The sequence below is a fragment of the Microbacterium sp. TW_SC_2 genome (assembly GCF_055361165.1).
In genome coordinates, this window is sequence record NZ_CM143952.1 from 2,443,547 (window position 1) to 2,461,774 (window position 18,228).

Here is an 18,228-nt window from a genome sequence, read left to right on the forward strand (position 1 = left end):
GCTACTCCTCGTTGTCTGTCGTCGCCTCAGGGGGCGGCGGGATGATCCATTCGCCGCACGCGCCGCACTGGACTGCGCTTTCGGGCACCGTGAACTCGATACCGGCGTTCCCACACGCTTCCTGCGCACAGGAAACGGTGACGGCCGGGAGGATGGTCTCGTCCCCTGTGAATGGGTTCGTGATGATGAACATGCGTCACCCTCCCGCTGAGCTCTCGCCGGCCTGAGACGCGGACCAGTCGAGAGTTCCAGCCATCTGCGCCCCCGTGTAGCTGAAGAAGCGCGCTTCGAACGAGACGGCGGTCTTGTTGGTGATGTGGACCATGCCGACCGTGCTGTTGTTCACCGGAGTCGCGATCAGATTCGGTGGGACAGAGAATCGCCCTGCCGGGAATGTGACGGTGGTGACACCAGTTGCGGTGCAGATGGCCTGCCCGCGGGCTTCCGCGAAGGCAGACCAAGACGAGTTTCGGATGGAAGCTGCCGTCGCGATTCGGGTTGAGTCGCCGGCGTTGATCTCAGCCTGGGTTGCGAGCTCGGCGATCCCTGCGGTGGTCTCAGTCGCGATGTCGCCAGCGTCGATCACAGGGAGGCCAGCTTGGAAGATCTGGCCGGCCACGTCGAGCGCGCCCTGCTCCCAAATTTTCCCCACTCCGACGTTGGTGCCATTCATGTCCAGCGCGACCGCCGCGGTGGAAACGACCGTGTCCGCGACGTAGGCTCCGAAACGATCGTGAAGCTGCACCCGCACGTCCCACGAGCTCGTCGGCGCGAAGACTCCCCCGCCCGACATCAGGAACCACGTGTTGTAGCTCGTCCCCGCCGGGGTGATGACGTTGCGCGGTGTCCAAACGCTTCCGCCGCGGGGTCGGGTGAATGCCCGGACCGTGATCGCGTTCCTCTGCGTTCCGTTGAGTAGCGATGCGATCTGCCCGCTCAGGTCGACACGAAGGTACGCACCATCGTCGACGACAGCCCCGATGCTCGAGCAGCGCCGCGCCTGGTACGCCGTCACCGACGGTGGGGAGTAGGCGAGAACTGGGACCGGGGCCGTCCCCGAGCCAGTCCGGCCGCGGGTGTCGCTCACACGAGCGGTGATCGGCAGGTTACCCGGCGTCGTCACAAGCACACTCGCGCCTGCTGGCACGAGTGCGCCTTGGAACGTCACCTCGCTATCCGTGATGGTTGAGCCGTAGACGCCTGCGCCGGCGACGGAGAAGCTCGCGCGGGACATGCCCTGAACGAAAGCTCCAACCACGCTCGCGACGTCGGTGTTCTGATCCGAGACGGTCACACCGCTGACTGTGGGCACGACCGACGCGGGCGCCCGAAGAGTGAAGACAGTGTCGTACCTGCCAACGTAGGTCGAGCCGTTCCACGTCTCCGTGCGGATGAACCCGGTCGCCGATGCCGCGTCGGGGAACTTTTCGAGGAGCGAGAGCGGCGGCGTCCACGAGTAGCTCGTCGCGACGCCGTCGGCGATGGTCTCGTACACGCCTTGGAAGCTCAGCGTGAGCTTGTGGGTAAAGGAGGACGAAGCGCGATTGGTGTTGATGGTGACGGCGACGCCGGCATCGAATGGCGAACCCGGGGCGAAGGTCGCCCGAGAGGCGCGTGCGATCGCCGGCAGCGCCAGCGTTCCTGAGAAGAGTGTCTCGCTGATCGATCCGTAGTCGAGCACCATGCCGAATCGAATCGGCTCTCTGGTTCCATCCGCATTGTGAGGCACCTGCACGTCGTAGGGGCCGAGGCGCCAGCGAGTTGCCCCGTCTGAGAAGCCCGAGGGTAGGAACGGGGTGCCTGAGCGACGCGCGAACTCTTTGACGCCGGCGATCGTGCCGGCCTGATATCCCGCCCCGGAGAAGCCGGATCCAGTGGTGCCACCCGGACCGTTCTTCGCCACGAGGTAGCAGCGCACCGTGGAGTAGTTGCCGGCGCTCGACTGCGACAGCAAGTCACCCTCAACCTGGAAGGTCGTGGCCGGGCCGCTGTTGACCTCACTGATCCGGACGGTTCCCATCGGTTCCCCTTCCCGGGCATGACGGAGGGGCCAAGGCAGTGCGCCTCGGCCCCTCCGCGGTGTGTGCCTAGAGCGGGCGGATGATGGTCCGTCCCGCGCCGTAGGCGGTGAATAGGTGGTTGCCGATCTGTGCGGAGTCGAGACGCGCCTCGTCCGCGACGAACACTCCGCCCTCCCAGTACGAGACGACGACGTTGTTCTGCGTCATCTCGATCCGGTCAGGCTTCAGCCTCAGCTCGGACGCGACGTTCGGGTCGCCGATCGCGAGCCCATCGACGCCGAACCGATAGAAGGTCTGATGCCGATCGAGCTGCTGCCCGACCACGGACGCCGCCGCGGCCGCAGCAGATGCAGCGTTCGCCGCCCCGCTGGCGGTTGCTTGGGCTGTTCCGGCGGCGGATGACGCGGCCTCGGCCGTCGTCTGCGCACCGCTGACGCCATCCGCGACGTCCGCGAGCTCCTCGGCCTGCTCGTTCTGCCGGCCCACGATGATCGTCACGCTCTCGTTCGCCGACAGGTTCAGATCGTCGCCGAACGTTGGTGAGACGTGGTTCACGCCGAGGGTGTTGGCCTCGACGTGCATTCCCTTGATGGTGCCCGCCGCGATGATGTCCTGCGCTGCGATCTGGTACGGCAACCACGTGGCACCATTCCAGATCCGGATCGCGATGATTGACGTGCCAGCAGAGTCGAGCACGTACCACTGATCGCCAGGGGTGAAGCGCTGCACGAAGCCGCCCTTGTAATCACCCTTCACGATGAGCAATTTCGCCATGCGGAGCCGAATCCCTGCGGCTCCCGTGCCGGCGCGCACGATCGAGAGATCGAGGCTTCCGGCCGGTGCGTCCGATGCGAGGGTGGACACTATGCGCACCACCTGTGGCGCACCGTTCGCCACGATGGTCTGTGCCCCTGACGGGTAGTAGAAGTTGCCCGTGCGACGGTGGGCTCGGACCGTGTAGCTCGTTCCGGCCACGTCGCCCACGATCTCGACGATCGCGAGCAGCGTTACCACTTCGCCAGCTAGTACTGCCGTCGTGGCTCCGGCGGAGAAGATGTACGGCGTCGAAACTCCGTTGCTGACCGTCTCGAAGGCGAGCGTCCCGTCCGTCATCGTGCCGAGCGCACCAGGGGGCGCGAAGCCCGTCGTCGCCGCGGGCAGCGGATTCGCTACCAAGTTCGTCGGGTTACCGACCGGCTCGGTCGCGCTGGTGTAGATCCGGTTCTTCCCGTCCGCTGTCATACGGATCGAGTCGATTGATCCGACGAGGTCCGGAGCGATGTCTGCGAGCGCTACGCCCTGCGACGTCGCCGAGGCGACGGCGGATATGCCGCCGACCCTGCCCAGGGTGTCGAACGATCGGAACCGCACGTGTATCGCGGCGCCGACCGGGCCGGACAGCGAACTTCCGCCGGCAGCAGAGAGCGTCGCGCCGAGCGTCGTCCACGGTCCTGTTGCCGAAGGCCCGGAGTCGACGATGATCCGGCCGAAGCCCGCGGGCATCGCCGCGCCAGTGCTTGAGAGACCGTCCCATCGGAACGAGATGCCCCCCAGGCCGGCGGTGAGGATCGGCGCCGAGGGCGCCGGGATCGCCGCCGGCGGCGCGGCTCCGGTGATCGACAGGCCGGCCGATGGATCGCCCCAAACGTCGAGGGTGGTGAGCGCGCGAGCGGAGATCGTCACCTGCCGGCCACTCGGAACGGTGAAGGTCGCCGAGGGAGCAGTGACGCGCTGCGTGTCCAGCCCGACACGGAACTCGTACTCAGCGACGTCGACGAGGCTGTCGTCGAGCGAACGCGTCACTGGAGTCCATGACGCCGTAACCGTCGCGATCGCTGACCCGTCCGCTGCGAATGCGGCCGTGTTCGACGTGATCGCGAGCCCGACGGGGGCTCGCGGGACGATAAGGCCCGGAATCTGGGGAGTGACGACGATCTCGGGAGACCATTCGCCGATCTGTCCAGCGAATCCGAGCGCCCGGACCTTCACGCTGTAGTTCGTCCCGGGAACCCATTCGCGCGCGGTGACCGAGAGGTTCGGAGTCGAGGCGAAGATTGTCGACTCCGATGCCCCGGATCGCACCGACACCTCGTAGCCGCTGACGTCGATCTCCGACGCGTCCATTGCGACCACGACGGCGTCCCATGCCAGCGTCACCTCGGCCTGGGCGGTGCCGTCAGTCCGCCACGACCCTGCGTTGGCTTCGATGTGGAGACCCGTCGGCGCCGCCGGCGGCGACATCGTCGCGTTGCCGACGGGGAAAGTCTGCCCGCTACCTCCGATCGTGCCGCCGATGGAGCCGGACACGACTCGGCGGGCGAGCTTGGCCTGTGCGGTGGTGAGCTTGTCCCCGACGATGACGCGGACAGTGGTCTCGTCCTGGACGGTGACGATGATGCCCACGACTCGCTTCGGCTGCTTCCCATGGCGGGTACGAGTGGTGACGATGTCGCCGATGTTGAAGTCCGTCCACGGGACCGGCATCCCCTTGGTGAGCGCGTACTCGAATGAGTACTCACGCTTTGCGGTGCGCCCGTCCAGTAGCGTCGGCTGGGCCAGCTTCGTGGCGGTGGAGTGCTTGTCCACGCCGGACTGGGTCATCGTGGCTTCGAGCCGGCCGAACCGTGTGGGGGCGCCTGTATTGGTGAGGTACAGCCAGTTCGGGGTCTTCTCCGGAACCACGGTCAGGTGGGTGAAGACGTTCTTGAACGACGTCCTCGCAGGCTTGCGAATGAAGCCGGGCCCGCCGAAGACCACGTTGGTGCGGACGACTCCGCCAGTCCCGACTCGGAACATCCGGAGTTTCCGCCCCTCGGTGCGCCAGTCGCAGAGCCCTTGAAGGGTCAGCGTTTGCAGCACGCTCGAGAGCGGCGTGAGGAGCTGGAAGGGGAGATCTTCCTTGTCGTCGGCGGTCCAGTTGACTCCGGCAGAGTCCTTGAGCGTGGTGAAGTCCACCTGAATGGATGGCCCCCACCCCCGGTTCTTGGACTCGAGGATCATCCCCGCGAACACGCCGCCGGCGTTCTGCGCCTTGTAGGTGCGCGTGCCGTTCTTCGCAGATGACGTCCAGTGGAGGTAGGTGCGGGCGAGCATCCACGGGACGTATCCTTCGCCCGAGTACTTCACGGTGCCCGTGGCGTCGCTGTCGTCGCCATCGTCCTCGTCGACCATGAAGAGCTCGTCGCGGAGGCTCGGGTTCGTGGTGTCTTCGACGGCAACAACAAGCGGCGCGTCGAGTCGGCCGGCGATGTCCTCAGGGACCGTGAAGCTGAGGGTGGCGGTCGACGACTCTGACTGCGTCACCTGAATGGATGAGGTCTTCAGAACTCGGCCACGGGTCGCCCCGTCGTCGCTCATCAGCCGCAGTCGGATGGTTCCCATCGCGTCTCCTTACAGTGTGTGTGCGTTCTTCGCGCGCACCGCCACCTCAGCGCCGGTGCGCGAGGTTGACGTGATCGTTAGCTGCGCGGACCTGATGCGCGGGTCCGCCGCGCCCAGCTTGGGAGTGATTTCGAACCATCCGCGCGGCCCGCCGAAGTCGACTTCGCCGGAGACATCGGTCCCGCCCACCCACGTGTCCGTGCTCGTTACGAAGCACCGCCCGGTGGCGGATTCGAAGCGAGCGTACGATCCGGCGGGGACCGTCGGGAAGGTCACCCATGCGCCCGACGGGTCGGTGACCTGCACCCCGGCCCCTGCGCCCTTCAGGCGAACGATGGCGTCCTGGATGGGTGCGGAGATGCCAGCGAAACCGGTGAGGCTGACCGACGCCGACGAGAGAACCACCGCGGGAGTCGTCTCGAGCTTCGAGCGCCAGAATGCCCCGGTCACCTCGACGATGAGCGTCGCGTCGATGAACTGGTTGCGAGCGTGCACCCTGTCGATGCTGTTGGAGGCGAAACGAGCGACCGCTTCGACGCTGACGTCGTCATCGCGGGTGAGCACCAGGCGTGACGCTCCGAAGAGCGCCATGAGTGGTGCCCACCCGGACGGCGGCGTGCCGACCTTCAGGGGGTAGAAGGTCGGCTGGATCGTCGTCGCGGTCGCTACCGTTCCGTCGCGTCCGCTGATCTGCGCCTGCCCGAGCGTCGCTTCTACGCTCGCGTAGGGCACAGATCCGGGCCGGAACAGCCATCCGAGATCGGGGTTGTCCAAGGGAATGCCGTTGACTCGGATCATCCTGCTACCTGCCCTGCGAGCTGAGCGGCTTCCCATGCCTCCTGTTGGAGATCACGGACGACCGGGTTGTGGATGTGGAGTGCGACGCGCGATGTTGACTCGCCGCCTTCTGCCCCGAGGGTCGGAGCAGAGCCGGTGACACCGCTGAAGTCGATGGCCGCGACCATCGACCGGCGGACGCCGTCTGCGTTGCGCTTGATGCCGACAGCGACACCCTGGACCAGCGGCGCGCCGATCTCGCGCTCTGTCCGCCGAGACGGAGAGTGGATGTCTCCCTCGACGCGAGCGGCGCTGACCGCCCGGCTGACCGCGGATCGCGCTTCACGTGCGACCATTCCGCTTCCTGCCGCGACGCCACGTGCGATACCGGCCATCATGGCGACGCCGATGAAGACGAACCACCCGCCGGCGCCGGACAGGGTGCCGGCGACAGCTCCTCGAACGCCACCGAATGCCGATACGACGGACCCGCGCGAGGCGAGCGCACCGCTCTGCATTCCGAGCATCGTCGCGGAGCCGGTCGGCTGTAGCCACGTGCTCGCGCCGGCCATGGCAGTGCGGAGCACGCTGCCCATCCCCGCCATGGTGGTTGTGATCGTCGGAATCTGGGCGTCAATCCCGAGCTTCATGCCGCCGATCATCGACGTGCCCGCGGGGGTGAGCCACGACTCCGACCCGACCATTCCGCGGGTGACAGCATCCTTCGTAGCGCGCATCGAGGTTTCCAGCTCAGGAAGTCCCGCCGTGATGCCCTGCGCGAGCTGGCGAGAGAATCCGCCGCCACCACCGGTGCGACCGCTGCGATCGGAGCGGTTGATGTCGAGTGCGTCTCGCGCGTCGTCGGCGAGATCCCCGAGCTCGGACATGATCTTCGCTCGGGTTGCCAGGTCGACAGACCAGAACTCGCCCATCCAGGCCTTGTTCTTGCTCCCGCTGTTGAACGAGGTGCGAATGCGCTCGGCGATGCGCGTGGCCTCCGCGGCGACTGTATCTGCCGCCTTCGGGTCGAACGTCGGGTTGGGAATCGTGATGTTCGCGTCCCGGAGCACGTCCTCTGCCCACAACCGCATGTTCTCCGTGTTCCCTGGGGCGAGGTTGAAGTCCGTGACTTCCTTCCACATCGCGGCCGCACCATCGGCGCCGCCGGTCTTCCACGCGTCCTTGACCTTCGACACGACGTCGTCCAGATAGCTCTGCTCGACGGGGTTGAGGTCTTTGAGCGTGATCCCCTGCTGAAGCTGCTCGTTGATCTTCGCGGTGACCTCGGGCGGAATGCCCTCGATGTCACGGAAGCTCGCCACGAGTGCGTCAGCGGCACCCTGCCCCTCGGAGGCGAGCACCTGCTCGTACTCGGACATGAAGACGGTCGCGATGCCACGCGCCTTCTCGCCCACCGTGAGCCGACTGTCGTTCCAGTACCGCTCGAAGTCGAACTTGACCTCGACCGTGAACGGGTTCCCGTCATCCGCCTGCTTGAACTGCCCGAGCTTCCCAAGCTGGCCGAGCGCCTTGCCGCCGGCGATGTCGGACCCCATGAACTGGCGGACAGCGTCGAAGAACTCGCCGTTGGACTTCGACCAGTCCCCCAGCGCCGAGATCCAGTCGCCGAGCGTGTCGATGAGGCTCGCGAGGATCGGGGCGATGTCGACGAGCGCGTCGGCAAGTCCGACGAGCGCGTCGATGAGAACGGGACCAACCGAATCGGCGAATCCCTCGAGCGCCGGGCCAAGCTGCTGGGCGATGTTGGTCACCGCGTCGCCGAGCGTCTCGAGCACACCCGAGTTGCGGATCGAAGAGATCACGCTGTCGATCGTCGGCATCAGTTCCGCGAGCACCCCGACGGCTGTCGGCAGGAGCGTGCCCGCGATGTCGCCGAGCAGACCGAGGAACCCACCGAACGTCGATGCGATGGCCGGCAAGTGCGGCAGGATGCCCTCGAGCGCACGCACCAGGCCGTTCGATAGGTCCGTGAGTCCCTTATCGACCGTGGGCTGGTTGAGAGCGTTCGCCGCACCTTCGATGAGACCGCCGAGGAAGATGCCAGCAGAGCCGATGAACTTCTCGAAGGACTTGTCGAGGTCGACGACTAGGCGACCGATCGCGCGCACAGCGTCGCCGAAGGCACCCATCGCGACGCGCGCTCCACGGAACACCGCGGTGAGGCCGCGCTGGAAGTCGGCGCCGTTGACGACGCGCTCCCACGTCTGCATCATGTCGGCGAACCCGGCGAGACCCTGGGAGCCCGCGGCTTCCGCCGCCTTCCACAGACCGGCGAACACACCGGAGATGCCAGTGGTGGCATCCCACAGGTCGTACATGGAGGCAATCGCGCCTTCCATCCACCCTTCGAGCCGGCCGTCGGTCGAGATGGCCTCGAGCCAGTTGTCGAAGGTGTTCGCCTGGCGGACGAACCAGTGGGCCAGCCGGGGCGTGTACTTCGCCGCGATCTGGGAGAGGGACGTCATCGCGCCGGCGAACGCGGGTGCGCCCGTCGACAGGATGCGCCAGCCCTCCGCGATGCCGGAGAAGATCGACTCGAGCCGGCCACCGTCGAGCTCGACGGCGAACGCGTTCGCGAGATCGCCGCTGAACTGGCCGATGCCCGTGGAGAGCTCCTTGAAGGCGTTGCGGAGCTGCGGCATGAGGCCGGTGACGAGATCAAGGATCGGCTGACGCGCCTTCGACCAGAATCCGGTGTTGATGATCTCGCCCAGCTCGGACATGTCGTCCTTGAGGGGGGCGAGCTCCTTGCCGGTGTTCCGTAGGGCGACGATGAGCGCCGTGACGGAGCCGACCGCGTTCAGAAAGAGCCCCGGGATCACGAGCGCCGCCGGCAGGATCGAGAACAGCCCTTGTCCGATGCCGACGAGCCCAGAGGTCGCGGCGAACAACGCGGCGACGAGGGACGTGATGCCGGTGGTCCAGCCGAGGATGGACGGGAGGTTCTTGTCGAGGTTCTTCATCGATGTGGCGAGGTCGTCGATCCACTGCCACGACAGGCGCGCGCCGGAAAGCGCGGCGAGGGTGACGAGGGCGTCCGTGACCGACTTCTTGCTGACGCGGACGATCAGGTTGACGAACCGGTCGCGCGAGACCCAGGCGAGCTGGCCGGAGGCGGCGAGCGTGTGCGCGGCCGCGGCGATGTTCACCTTGTTGCGGGACGCGCGCGACACCATGTCGCGCACCTCCTTCTCGAAGCGCTCCTTGTTCTTGATCTCGGCCGCGATAGCGACGCGGATGTCGCTGAACTCATCGAACTGGGCCTGGATGGAGCGACGGAGCGACTTCTTCCGGAGCCGTGCCTTGTCGACGTTGACCTGGACGTTGACCGCGGCGTCGAGACCCTTGAACTCCTCCATTTGCCGGCGGATATCGGCTCGGATGGATGCGTTGTCGAGCTTCGCCTTCGAGACGCGCACCGTCATCGACGTGCTGCGCTCGATCGCCTCGAGGCGACGCTTCAGATCACGCCGAAAGTCGTTGGTGTTCGGGATGACGCGGATGGACAGTCGACCTACGTTGCGTCCGGGGTTGGGACCAGCCATCCGCGCCACCTCTATTCAGTTAGGAATTTCTCGAGCGGTCCGGAGAACAGCTCGGCGAGCGTCTTCGGCTCGAACGTGGTCGGCTCCTTCTCGGCGCCGGGGTACTCGATGAAGAGACCCGGGTCCGGCTCGCCCTTGGACAAGCCCTGGACGACGGCGGCGAGGAGGTTGTAGGTGCGGACCGCGACGACCGTCGCCGCATCCCACCCCTGCAGCTCGGGTGACCCCCCACGGATCGCGTAGACGCGGGAGTGGGGGTTCAGCACGAGATGGTGAGTGAGGTAGATCACGTGCCGAGCGGGCTGCTTGCCCTCCCACACGTGATCGATGTTCAGACCGCTGTAGAACTGGGCCAGGTCGGCGCGTAGAGCTCCGTGAGTGTCGAGTTCGTCGATCAGCTCGCGGAGCTCTTGGATTCCCCCAGTGCATCCTGGTAAGTGCCGAAGAGGGCCATGAACGTCTCCTGGTCCTTGCCCTCCGACCACACGGCGTACGCCTCGGGGTCTTCGGCGATCGACTCCGCCCACTCGTCGATCGACGCGACGAAGTCGTTGAGCTTCTGAAGGCGCTCGATGTCCTGCGGCTTCGAGGTGTCGAACTCGAGCGGGCCGTCGCTGTCGCTGTCGAACGCGCCGGACTTCACGGCGTCGAGCACGAGGTTGTCGAACGCGTTCTTGTGGCGCAGACGGAAGCGGAAGGCGGGGCGGAGCGGCGGCAGGTCGACGAGCAGCGCCTCGCGGATCTCGCGCGCTTCCATCTCGGCGTCGAGCTGCTCCGACGGAGTCAGCGCCGGCTTCTCGGCAGGCGTGTTGGATGCGGTCTTCGCGGCGGGCTTGGTGGCCTTGGCGCGGCGATCCTGCGGCTGAGTCTTGGGAGTAGTCATGGCAGACCTCTTTCATGCGTTGCAGACCAATGAGGGAACGTCCCCCTGGGCGGGTCTGCGGCTCTGCACCCAGGGGGACGGTTGTGGGGGCTACGCCGCGGCGAGCCCGGTCTTGAAGATCTGGAACACGCCAGCACGGCCCTCGACGGACGGGATGATGGCGTTGCTCGCAGACAGAATCGACACGCTGAGCGGCAGCTCAAGGAACTGCGCGGTGTCGACGGACGGCGCGTCTCCGAGGGAGACCTCCGTGTTCGGAATCCAGAAGCCGACCGAACCGGTCGTGTCCTGGAAGTAGAGGAAGAGCGCCGCCGAGATGGGGCGCGGCGAGGCCACGGTGTAGCCGCCGGTGCTTGCGTCGAAGTCACCGTTGAACGCGAGGTCCAGGGTGGTCTCGTCGAACTGCAGCGCCGCGACGGTGACGCCCCACTGGGTGGAGCTGGTCGTGGTGCGCACGCCGTCGGCGAGGAACGTGTCGAGCTGTTCCTTCTCGCCACCCTCCTTCGTGAAGGCGATGGTGTTCTGCTTCGACGTGTGACCGAGGTTCTTCCACGGCGTGGGGCCATCGGCCTGAAGGTTGAACGCCGTGAGCGGCGTTGCCGGGGGCTTGGTGTTGGCCGGGGCGTGGAACACGGTTCCGTGCCCGGGGATTACGAGTTTGGTTGCGTCAACGGACACGGTTCCTCCTGGTGGGTGTGCAGACCCGCCCCGAGGGGCGCAGAAGGACTAGTGGTTGCGGGCGGTGATTCGCCATGACCCCGTGTACTGGATCACGACCTTGTTCTCCATCTGCGCTTGCCCACCGACCCGGGAGAAAGCGGAGATCTCTTCGTCGATGGACTCGACAGCGCCGACCCCGGGCACGATGCCCTTCGTCGGGTCTTCCCATCCCCAGACGCCCTTGTAGACGGCGGAGACGAGATCCCAAGCGGTCTCGGGCTCGGCGAAGATGTTCAGGGTGAGCGTCACGGCCCACAGGCCGTTCGCGTTGCCCTCCTGTGAAGTGAGGGAGAAGTGCGTCACGAACGGGATTTCGGCGAAGGAGCCGATATCGAGGTCGCCCGCGACGGTCGCTTCGGGCGGAGTGATCTCGCGCACGAGCGTGTTGAAGAGCTGATCGTTGTCCAGCAGGGACACGTCGAAGCGGCCCATCAGCTCATCATTTTCAGAGCGCGGCCCATGATGTGCTGGCCGGGCACCCAGCTCACCCGACGGGCGTTCTTGTGCCGGACCATGTGGCCCCACTCGATTGCCGGGGAGCCGGGGTCGTCGGAGACGATGAGACGGTCGCTGACCCGGCGTCCGTTTCCGCTGATACCGGGGGCGGTGATGACGCTGAGCTGTTCCATGTAGGCGCCCGTCTGGCGGTGCGCCGCGGCGACGCTTCGGACGGTGCGGAGACCGCGGTTCGCGGCGTCGTCCATCTCCCGCGAACCCCCTGCGATGATCGCGGCCTGCGTGCCAGCGTCCTTGTTCACGAATGCGGACATGCGATCACCCCAGGTTCTTGAGCCACTTGACGGTGACTCGGTGGTGTCCGGTTCGGCGCGAAGCGGAGTGCTTCTGCGGTGCGCCGACGGTCTCGTACAGAGCGCCGTCCCAGATGACATGCGAGTTCACGTCGCCGGGCCAGAGTTTCGAGCGGATGATGGCGAGGTCGACGACCTGAAGGCCGAGGGTCTCGACCTCTTCGGAGGATGACCAGTCGCGAACGGGCTCGACCATGCACTTCACGGGGATGAGCGACCCGACGTTCGCCATGACCTGCAAGCCGCGCTCGTTGCGCGTCATGGAGCGGTTCTGGACCTCGACGGTGTGCGGCGCGCGTCGGGTGAGGAGCGACATCAGGGCCATCCCCTCTGCCGGGCGACCGTGGCGGTGCCGGCGCGGCCAGACGTCTTCTTCGCGACGCGCCCGGTGAGTGAGCGCTCGTCGATGTCGCTGAACCAGATGTAGCCGGATGCGGCGAGGGCTTCTCGCTCATATCCGTACTGGCCTTCGTTCTCCTTGCGGAATCCGTCCTCGTTGCCGAAGACGCGGGCGGCGACGCGGACGACGACCGCTTCGTATAGGCGGAGGGTGAGCGTGCCCGCCTCGAGACGATTGGAGACGATGCTCCCCCAGCGGCCCTTGATCTCGTCGACTACCTCACCGAGTTTTCCCTCGATGTACTCGTCGTCGAGCTCGGCGAGATCGACCGTGCTGTACTTCGGGATCGCGTCGGGCTTCACTTCGGGGAGCATCGTCATCCGATCACTCCCCTGCGGACTCGATCGCGGCGAGCAGCTCGTCGTCGGTCAGGTCGCCGGCGTCGGGGATGCCGTGCGCCGTGGCCTTCTCGATCAGCTCGTCGCGGTCAGCGTCTCCGGTGTCAGCCGCCTTGGCTGCGGACGCGGCGCGGTGCGCACGGATGCGCGCCGCGATCTCGGCCTTGGAGCCGGCCTTCGCGACCTCGAGGGTGCCGGCGATGTCACGAAGCTCGGCGATGCCGAGGTCGGAGAGGTCGTCCTTCTCGACGGGGTCGCCGGACGGCTCGGGCTTCGGGGTCGACGCGGGCGTCGCCGCGACGACGGGGGTCTTTGTGGGCTCGCCGGGCTCGGGAGCGGACTCGAAGAGCGCGGTGTTCGTCACCCAGTCGGGTGCGACGTCGCCCGGGCCGGCCGAGACGAGCAGGCCTCCGACGAGTCGAGCGACGTGGGCGTTGAGGATGTTCTGCTTCTTGCTCATGGGCGTTCTCCTTGAACGGGAATGGGGCGGCTCCCGAAGGAACCGCCCCACAGCGACCGGATGGGTTACGCGACCTTGAGGGACGCGGTGTTGTCGGGCGACTGCACGACGGGAAGCGCGATCGCCGAGACGAGCACGTTGTAGCCCTCGGGGTCGTGCGTGTGCGTCGCACCCGAGAACAGGCCGGCGGCTTCGGCGCGGCTGATGCCGTTCTCCGGTGCCCATGCCTCAGCGGTCACACCGGTCAGGGTGTTTCCGAACTGCGAGCCGGAGAGCATGACGATGCGGTCCGCCGGGAAGAGCGACTGCTCCACGCCGAGGCGGTTGACGATCGTCTGCTCGTTGACGCGGACCTCGCCGTAGCCCCAGTCGCGGAGCACCGACCGCACGTCCTCCTCGCTGACGCGAGAGGGCAGGTCGCTTCCGCGCTGCGTGACGAGCTTGATGATCTCCACGTTCGTCTGGAGCATCGAGAGGATCGCGCGGGACATGATGACCGACGAGATGCCCTTGCCCATGACGGCACGCATGCCATCGAGGTCAGCGACCGGGTCAGCGCCGGCCGCGGCCCACAGGGTGGGCGCGGTGCCGGACTGTGCCGCCTTGCGACCGAAGTCGATGACGATGTTCATCTCGCGCTCCTGGATGGTCACGCGACCGTCCACGATGGCCTCGACGCCGGCGAGCACGAGACGCGAGCCGACCGCCTGAGCGGTGCGCTCGGCGCGACGTTCGAACGCCGCGCCGATCGCGTCCTCGAGCCCCATCATCGAGAGCTGCTGGTGCTCGTCGACCGGGATGCGGATCGAGATCGGGGGCAGCTTGCCCTCAGCGGTCTGACCGCCGCCGAGCTCGCCGACCTCGGACTCGGTGTTCCAGCTGCGGAACGAGGCCGCGGACGGGAGCACAGACTTGCCGACGCTCACCGAGTAGTTCAGCGTCGGGGACGCCTCGAGAGGCAGCAGACCCGCGATCGCGAACGACTCGACGTGAAGGCGGAAAGCAGCGCGGGCGTAGGCCGTGAGCTGCGCGGGGGTGCGGTAGTTCTTCGAGAACGCCATGTGTCAGTCCTCCACGTGGGTGATCGAGACGCTCGTCTTCGCCGTCTTCACGGTCGTGCGCTGAGCGGCGATGGGCAGGAGCGAGGGCTTGACGATGCCGTGCACGAGGCGGGCGAACGTCGGCTTGGCCGTGGACGGGGTGTCCCCGAGCACGATGCCCTCGTTGTCGTTGATGTAGCCGGCGAGGGTGCGACGCGGGTCGCTGTCGTCGGCTCCGGCGGTGGCGCTGTACGGGCCGTACAGGCCGTTGGCGAGCTTCGCGACCGCGACCCCCGAGGGGATCGTGTTCTTGTCCTGGCCGGGGATGTTGTAGTGCGTTCCCGAGGTGAACGCGCTGACGTCGAGCTGGCCGGGTCGTGCAGCGTCTTCACCGTGGGACGACGTGCGCCAACGGGTGTCCTGCTTCACGCCGGTCGCACGGGTCTGGATCTGGAAATCAGACATTGTGTGTGCCTCCTTAGGCGGTGTGGGGTTTCTTGGCGTCGTAGATGGCCTGCTCCAAGGCTGCGACCGAACCGGTCGCCCCGGGTGCAGGAGTGAGGCGCCCCTGGTGGTCCTGGTTGAAGCGCTCACCCCAGCTCGACTGAGGACCGTTGCCGCCCGCCGAACCGGTGGACTGTGCGAACGTCTGGACCTTTGCGGCGTCCAGTTCTCCGTTGTCGCCGATGAACTTCGTCAGATCAGCGAATCCGATCGCGGCGTCCACGCGGGCCGTCGCCTCTTCGAAGGACTCATCCGCGCCCTTGGTGAGCGCGAGAAGCATCCCGCGCACCCCCGAGGCCAGGTGTGTGCTCTTGCCCTCGGCGATGCCCTCTGCACGCGCGGCGGACTTCGCCTCTTCCATGGCCCGCTCGTTGTCGCCGAGAGCGTCGAGACGCGCCCGCTCCGCGACGTCCCGGGCGTTTTGCAGCTCTTCGACGGTGCCGAACTGCGCGTACTGCGAGACAGTGCGCTTGTCGGCATCGCGGAGGTACTGCCACTTCCGGGCTTCGTAGCGGAGTGAGGTGAGCTGCTGCTCCACCGGCATGTCGTCGCGCTTCACGCCCCGCGGGAAGCCCCGCTTGGCGAGGAACTCCTCGTCGGAGAGCTGGTCGTCGGCCGGCAGGAAGTCGACCTCACCCGAACCGGGTGTCGTCGCTGCCTCAGCGCCCGGAACCGGGTCGATGTAGCGGAACTGCGGTCGGTGCCAGGACGGAGCGAACTGGGGACCGAGGATGCGGGTGGGCTGGTGTGCGGACATGGTGGATGAGCCTCCGAATCGGAAGGTGGAACCCGCCCCGGATCGGGGTGGGAGGTCGTGGGGTCAGCCGAGGTTCGATGTGGCGCGCGCGATGAGCGTTCTGTACCACTCGATGGCCTTGTCGATGTCTTTCACGGCGACCGGCTTGTTGCCGCCGGTGATGTCGCCGAGGTTGGTGCCGAGTTCTTTCGCGTCGCGGAGGATGCGGATGCCGCGCTCGGCGGTGGCGAGCTGCGCTTGCCACATGCGGCGCTGATCATCGGCGGTCATCCGCTTGAAGTGCGTGAACGTCTTTCGCTTCGAGTCGCGATTGACCTTCGCCAGCGTGCGGAACGCGTCGCCCTTGCGGGTGAGGATCGGACCGAGCTCGCCATGCTCGCGCACCTGCACCGTGATCCGCTTGAGGTCTTCGGCGTACGTGGAGCCGGCGGCGTCGTAGATGCGGGCCAGGTCGGCGTCGTTCAGACGCAGACCGAGGTCTCGTTCGGCCGTCATCGGTGAGATGGTGCACTTGCACAGGTCGTGCAGCGGCATCAGCTCGGACTTCCGGTAGAAGCGCGAGGCCGCGACGATGCAGAGACCGCATGTGCCGGTCTTCGAGAACTCCGGGTGGATGACGCGGCGGTAGCCGATGACCTTCGGCGCCGCCCACATGACCTTCTGGGCCTCATCGCGCGCGGTGGCGGCGATGTCGTCGTTGACGAGCGACGTGAGCCGGTCCTCGAACGTCTTCCACTCTTCGTCGGACACGCGGTCCGGCCAGTCGAGCACTCCAGTCTTGGCATCCGTGTGGAGCTTCCGGATCTTGTGCTCGAGCTGGCGCGCGGGGCGTCGGTAGACCTCGACGGTCAGTGATCCGCCGCGCTCGTAGGTGTCGACGATGGGCGGGAGCGAGTCCGGCATCGCGTCGATCATCGCGAGCTGGCGGAGCATGAACGCCCGGGACAGCCGGCGCGCCCGTCGCGAGGCGATGTCGACCTGCACGGCGGATGCCGCGGCCGCGGCGTTCACCATGTCCGGTCGACCCCACCACGTGAAGGGGAGCCAGATACCAAGGAGCATCCGGAGGAGCGCTTCGACGATCGTCGCCTGTTGGGCGGCGTAGGTCGAGACGAGATGCTCGTAGCGGATGTCCTCAGTCGTCGCCACGGTTCGCTCCTGTCACCGCCGCCGCCTCCGCGGGGGTGCCCGCGAGTGCGAGCGCGGCGTTGAAGGCGTCTTCGGTGCGGTCGGTCGCCGCGGTGCGGCGTTCCTGGGGCGTCATCTCGAACACTTCCGCGTCGATGTACGCCTGGGGTGCACCGCCTGCCTTGAACTTCGGCGCGGCTTCGGCCTTCTCCGCGAGCGTGGCCGGGTTGACCTTCGCGAACTCGACCTGGATCTGCGTGAACTCGGCACGCGACGTCTCCCCCTCGATGCGGAGGGACTGGGACATCGCCTGAGCGAGCGAGACACCAGTGACGCGGTTCATGCGGTTGACAGCGTTGACGAGCGGCTGATGGGAGATCTGCGACCCGAGAGCAGACTGGTTCGCGTTCGACGAGTCGAAGAGACTCATCGGCGTGCGGGTGATCGTGCAGAGGTCTTTCAGCTCGTCTTTGCGCGCCTCATAGATGGGGCGCACGTCGGTGGCGGCGGACTCCCACATCTTCGCGCTCGACGGGAGCGTCCACAGGGCCGCGGGGCCGGTGCGGAACACTTCGTCGTAGTCGATTGCCTCGCCGGCCTTCGGATGATCCTCGGGGTAGACGTCGTCGAGATCCGCCATGACGGCGCGCTGGCGGAAGGACTGCATGACGATGAGGGTCAGCGCGTTCAGCGTGATCTCGTTGATGCGGTCGAGCGTGTCCAGGTGCTTCTCGTAGATGCCGTACCCGTCGGGAGTCGCGAGCGGCGTGACGAGACTCTCGTCGATCGTGCCGGTGCGAATGGGCCCGGAGACCCACGTCCAGTCCGACGTGACGCTCCACACGGTGCCGTCGGAGGGCAGCGTGGGCACCGAAGTCGACCGGTAGGCGACGCGGTAGTAGCCGGGGCGGAACAGAGTTACTTCCTCGGTGCGGAGGATCGCGTTGTAGCCGACGTTGATCGCGGCGCGCGTGACCCACGGGAACCGGGGGTCTTGCTCGCTGATCGTCGTCCACTCGTTGGCGATCTGCCACAGCGCCTTGCCTCGAGGGTCGGGCGTCGTCGTGATGTACGCGCGTCCGAAGTCTCCGACATCGTTGAACAGCGGCACCGACTGCATCGCCATGCGCGAGCGGTCCCAGATCGCCTGAGCGACCATGTCGCCGTTCTCGTCGCCCTGAGCGGACGTTCGGAACGCGACCACTTCCTGACGGTCAGTGCGGGCATCGCGGAGAGTCTCGGCGACGTGCAGGCGCGAGCGGCGGCAGAACCGCCAGTACTGCTCACTCGTCGCCGAGTCCCACGTGTCCGTCGGGAGCAGCGCATCGCCATCGCGATACGTGCTCAGCTTCTTCATCCGCGGCAGACCTTCGCCGAGGCGATTCGCCAGGCGGACGAGCCACCAGTCATCAGAGTCGGGGATACCGGCATCTGTCAGCACTAT

At 66.7% G+C, this 18,228-nt stretch carries 18 protein-coding genes; all 18 read right to left on the minus strand.

The window, feature by feature from the left end; translation table 11 throughout:
• Window position 1: 1 nt before the first annotated feature.
• A complete protein-coding gene (locus tag ACWA14_RS11695) occupies window positions 2-193 on the minus strand; it encodes a hypothetical protein (RefSeq protein ID WP_463793655.1) in 192 nt (63 codons plus the stop codon).
• 3 nt (window positions 194-196) lie between these two features.
• On the minus strand, window positions 197-2,020 hold the full coding sequence (locus tag ACWA14_RS11700; RefSeq protein ID WP_463793657.1) for a DUF859 family phage minor structural protein: 1,824 nt from the start codon (window positions 2,018-2,020) through the stop codon (window positions 197-199).
• Window positions 2,021-2,087: 67 nt separating this feature from the next.
• On the minus strand, window positions 2,088-5,114 hold the full coding sequence (locus ACWA14_RS11705) for a hypothetical protein (RefSeq protein ID WP_463793659.1): 3,027 nt from the start codon (window positions 5,112-5,114) through the stop codon (window positions 2,088-2,090).
• Window positions 5,115-5,411: 297 nt separating this feature from the next.
• The gene (locus ACWA14_RS11710) at window positions 5,412-5,966 is read right to left on the minus strand and encodes a hypothetical protein (protein WP_463793661.1); all 555 of its coding nucleotides are present in this window, start codon (window positions 5,964-5,966) and stop codon (window positions 5,412-5,414) included.
• Window positions 5,967-6,196: 230 nt separating this feature from the next.
• On the minus strand, window positions 6,197-9,745 hold the full coding sequence (locus ACWA14_RS11715) for a phage tail family protein (RefSeq protein WP_463793664.1): 3,549 nt from the start codon (window positions 9,743-9,745) through the stop codon (window positions 6,197-6,199).
• 11 nt (window positions 9,746-9,756) lie between these two features.
• The gene (locus ACWA14_RS11720) at window positions 9,757-10,035 is read right to left on the minus strand and encodes a hypothetical protein (RefSeq protein ID WP_463793666.1); all 279 of its coding nucleotides are present in this window, start codon (window positions 10,033-10,035) and stop codon (window positions 9,757-9,759) included.
• A gap of 104 nt (window positions 10,036-10,139) precedes the next feature.
• A complete protein-coding gene (locus tag ACWA14_RS11725; RefSeq protein WP_463793668.1) occupies window positions 10,140-10,628 on the minus strand; it encodes a hypothetical protein in 489 nt (162 codons plus the stop codon).
• A 90-nt stretch (window positions 10,629-10,718) separates the two neighbouring features.
• Window positions 10,719-11,306, minus strand: coding sequence for a phage tail tube protein (locus ACWA14_RS11730; RefSeq protein WP_463793670.1), 588 nt, complete (start codon window positions 11,304-11,306; stop codon window positions 10,719-10,721).
• Between the two features lie 48 nt (window positions 11,307-11,354).
• A complete protein-coding gene (locus tag ACWA14_RS11735; protein WP_463793673.1) occupies window positions 11,355-11,780 on the minus strand; it encodes a hypothetical protein in 426 nt (141 codons plus the stop codon).
• Window positions 11,780-12,118, minus strand: a complete 339-nt coding sequence (locus tag ACWA14_RS11740) for a DUF5403 family protein (RefSeq protein WP_463793676.1) — start codon at window positions 12,116-12,118, stop codon at window positions 11,780-11,782. Before ACWA14_RS11740 ends, ACWA14_RS11735 begins: the two co-directional genes overlap by 1 nt.
• A 4-nt stretch (window positions 12,119-12,122) precedes the next feature.
• Window positions 12,123-12,473 carry a hypothetical protein gene (locus ACWA14_RS11745; RefSeq protein ID WP_463793678.1) on the minus strand — a complete coding sequence of 117 codons (351 nt, stop codon included), beginning with the start codon at window positions 12,471-12,473 and terminating at the stop codon, window positions 12,123-12,125.
• Window positions 12,473-12,877 (minus strand): hypothetical protein, encoded by a 405-nt coding sequence (locus ACWA14_RS11750; RefSeq protein WP_463793680.1) that lies wholly within the window; start codon window positions 12,875-12,877, stop codon window positions 12,473-12,475. The genes ACWA14_RS11745 and ACWA14_RS11750 overlap by 1 nt, the downstream gene beginning before the upstream one ends.
• 4 nt (window positions 12,878-12,881) lie before the next feature.
• Window positions 12,882-13,355 (minus strand): hypothetical protein, encoded by a 474-nt coding sequence (locus ACWA14_RS11755; RefSeq protein ID WP_463793684.1) that lies wholly within the window; start codon window positions 13,353-13,355, stop codon window positions 12,882-12,884.
• Window positions 13,356-13,420: 65 nt separating this feature from the next.
• Window positions 13,421-14,416, minus strand: coding sequence for a major capsid protein (locus tag ACWA14_RS11760; protein WP_463793687.1), 996 nt, complete (start codon window positions 14,414-14,416; stop codon window positions 13,421-13,423).
• Window positions 14,417-14,419: 3 nt separating this feature from the next.
• Window positions 14,420-14,860, minus strand: coding sequence for a hypothetical protein (locus tag ACWA14_RS11765; protein WP_463793690.1), 441 nt, complete (start codon window positions 14,858-14,860; stop codon window positions 14,420-14,422).
• A gap of 13 nt (window positions 14,861-14,873) precedes the next feature.
• The gene (locus ACWA14_RS11770; RefSeq protein ID WP_463793691.1) at window positions 14,874-15,656 is read right to left on the minus strand and encodes a hypothetical protein; all 783 of its coding nucleotides are present in this window, start codon (window positions 15,654-15,656) and stop codon (window positions 14,874-14,876) included.
• A gap of 63 nt (window positions 15,657-15,719) precedes the next feature.
• Window positions 15,720-16,805, minus strand: coding sequence for a hypothetical protein (locus ACWA14_RS11775; RefSeq protein WP_463793693.1), 1,086 nt, complete (start codon window positions 16,803-16,805; stop codon window positions 15,720-15,722).
• Window positions 16,792-18,225 carry a hypothetical protein gene (locus ACWA14_RS11780; RefSeq protein ID WP_463793696.1) on the minus strand — a complete coding sequence of 478 codons (1,434 nt, stop codon included), beginning with the start codon at window positions 18,223-18,225 and terminating at the stop codon, window positions 16,792-16,794. The genes ACWA14_RS11775 and ACWA14_RS11780 overlap by 14 nt, the downstream gene beginning before the upstream one ends.
• Between the last annotated feature and the right edge of the window lie 3 nt (window positions 18,226-18,228).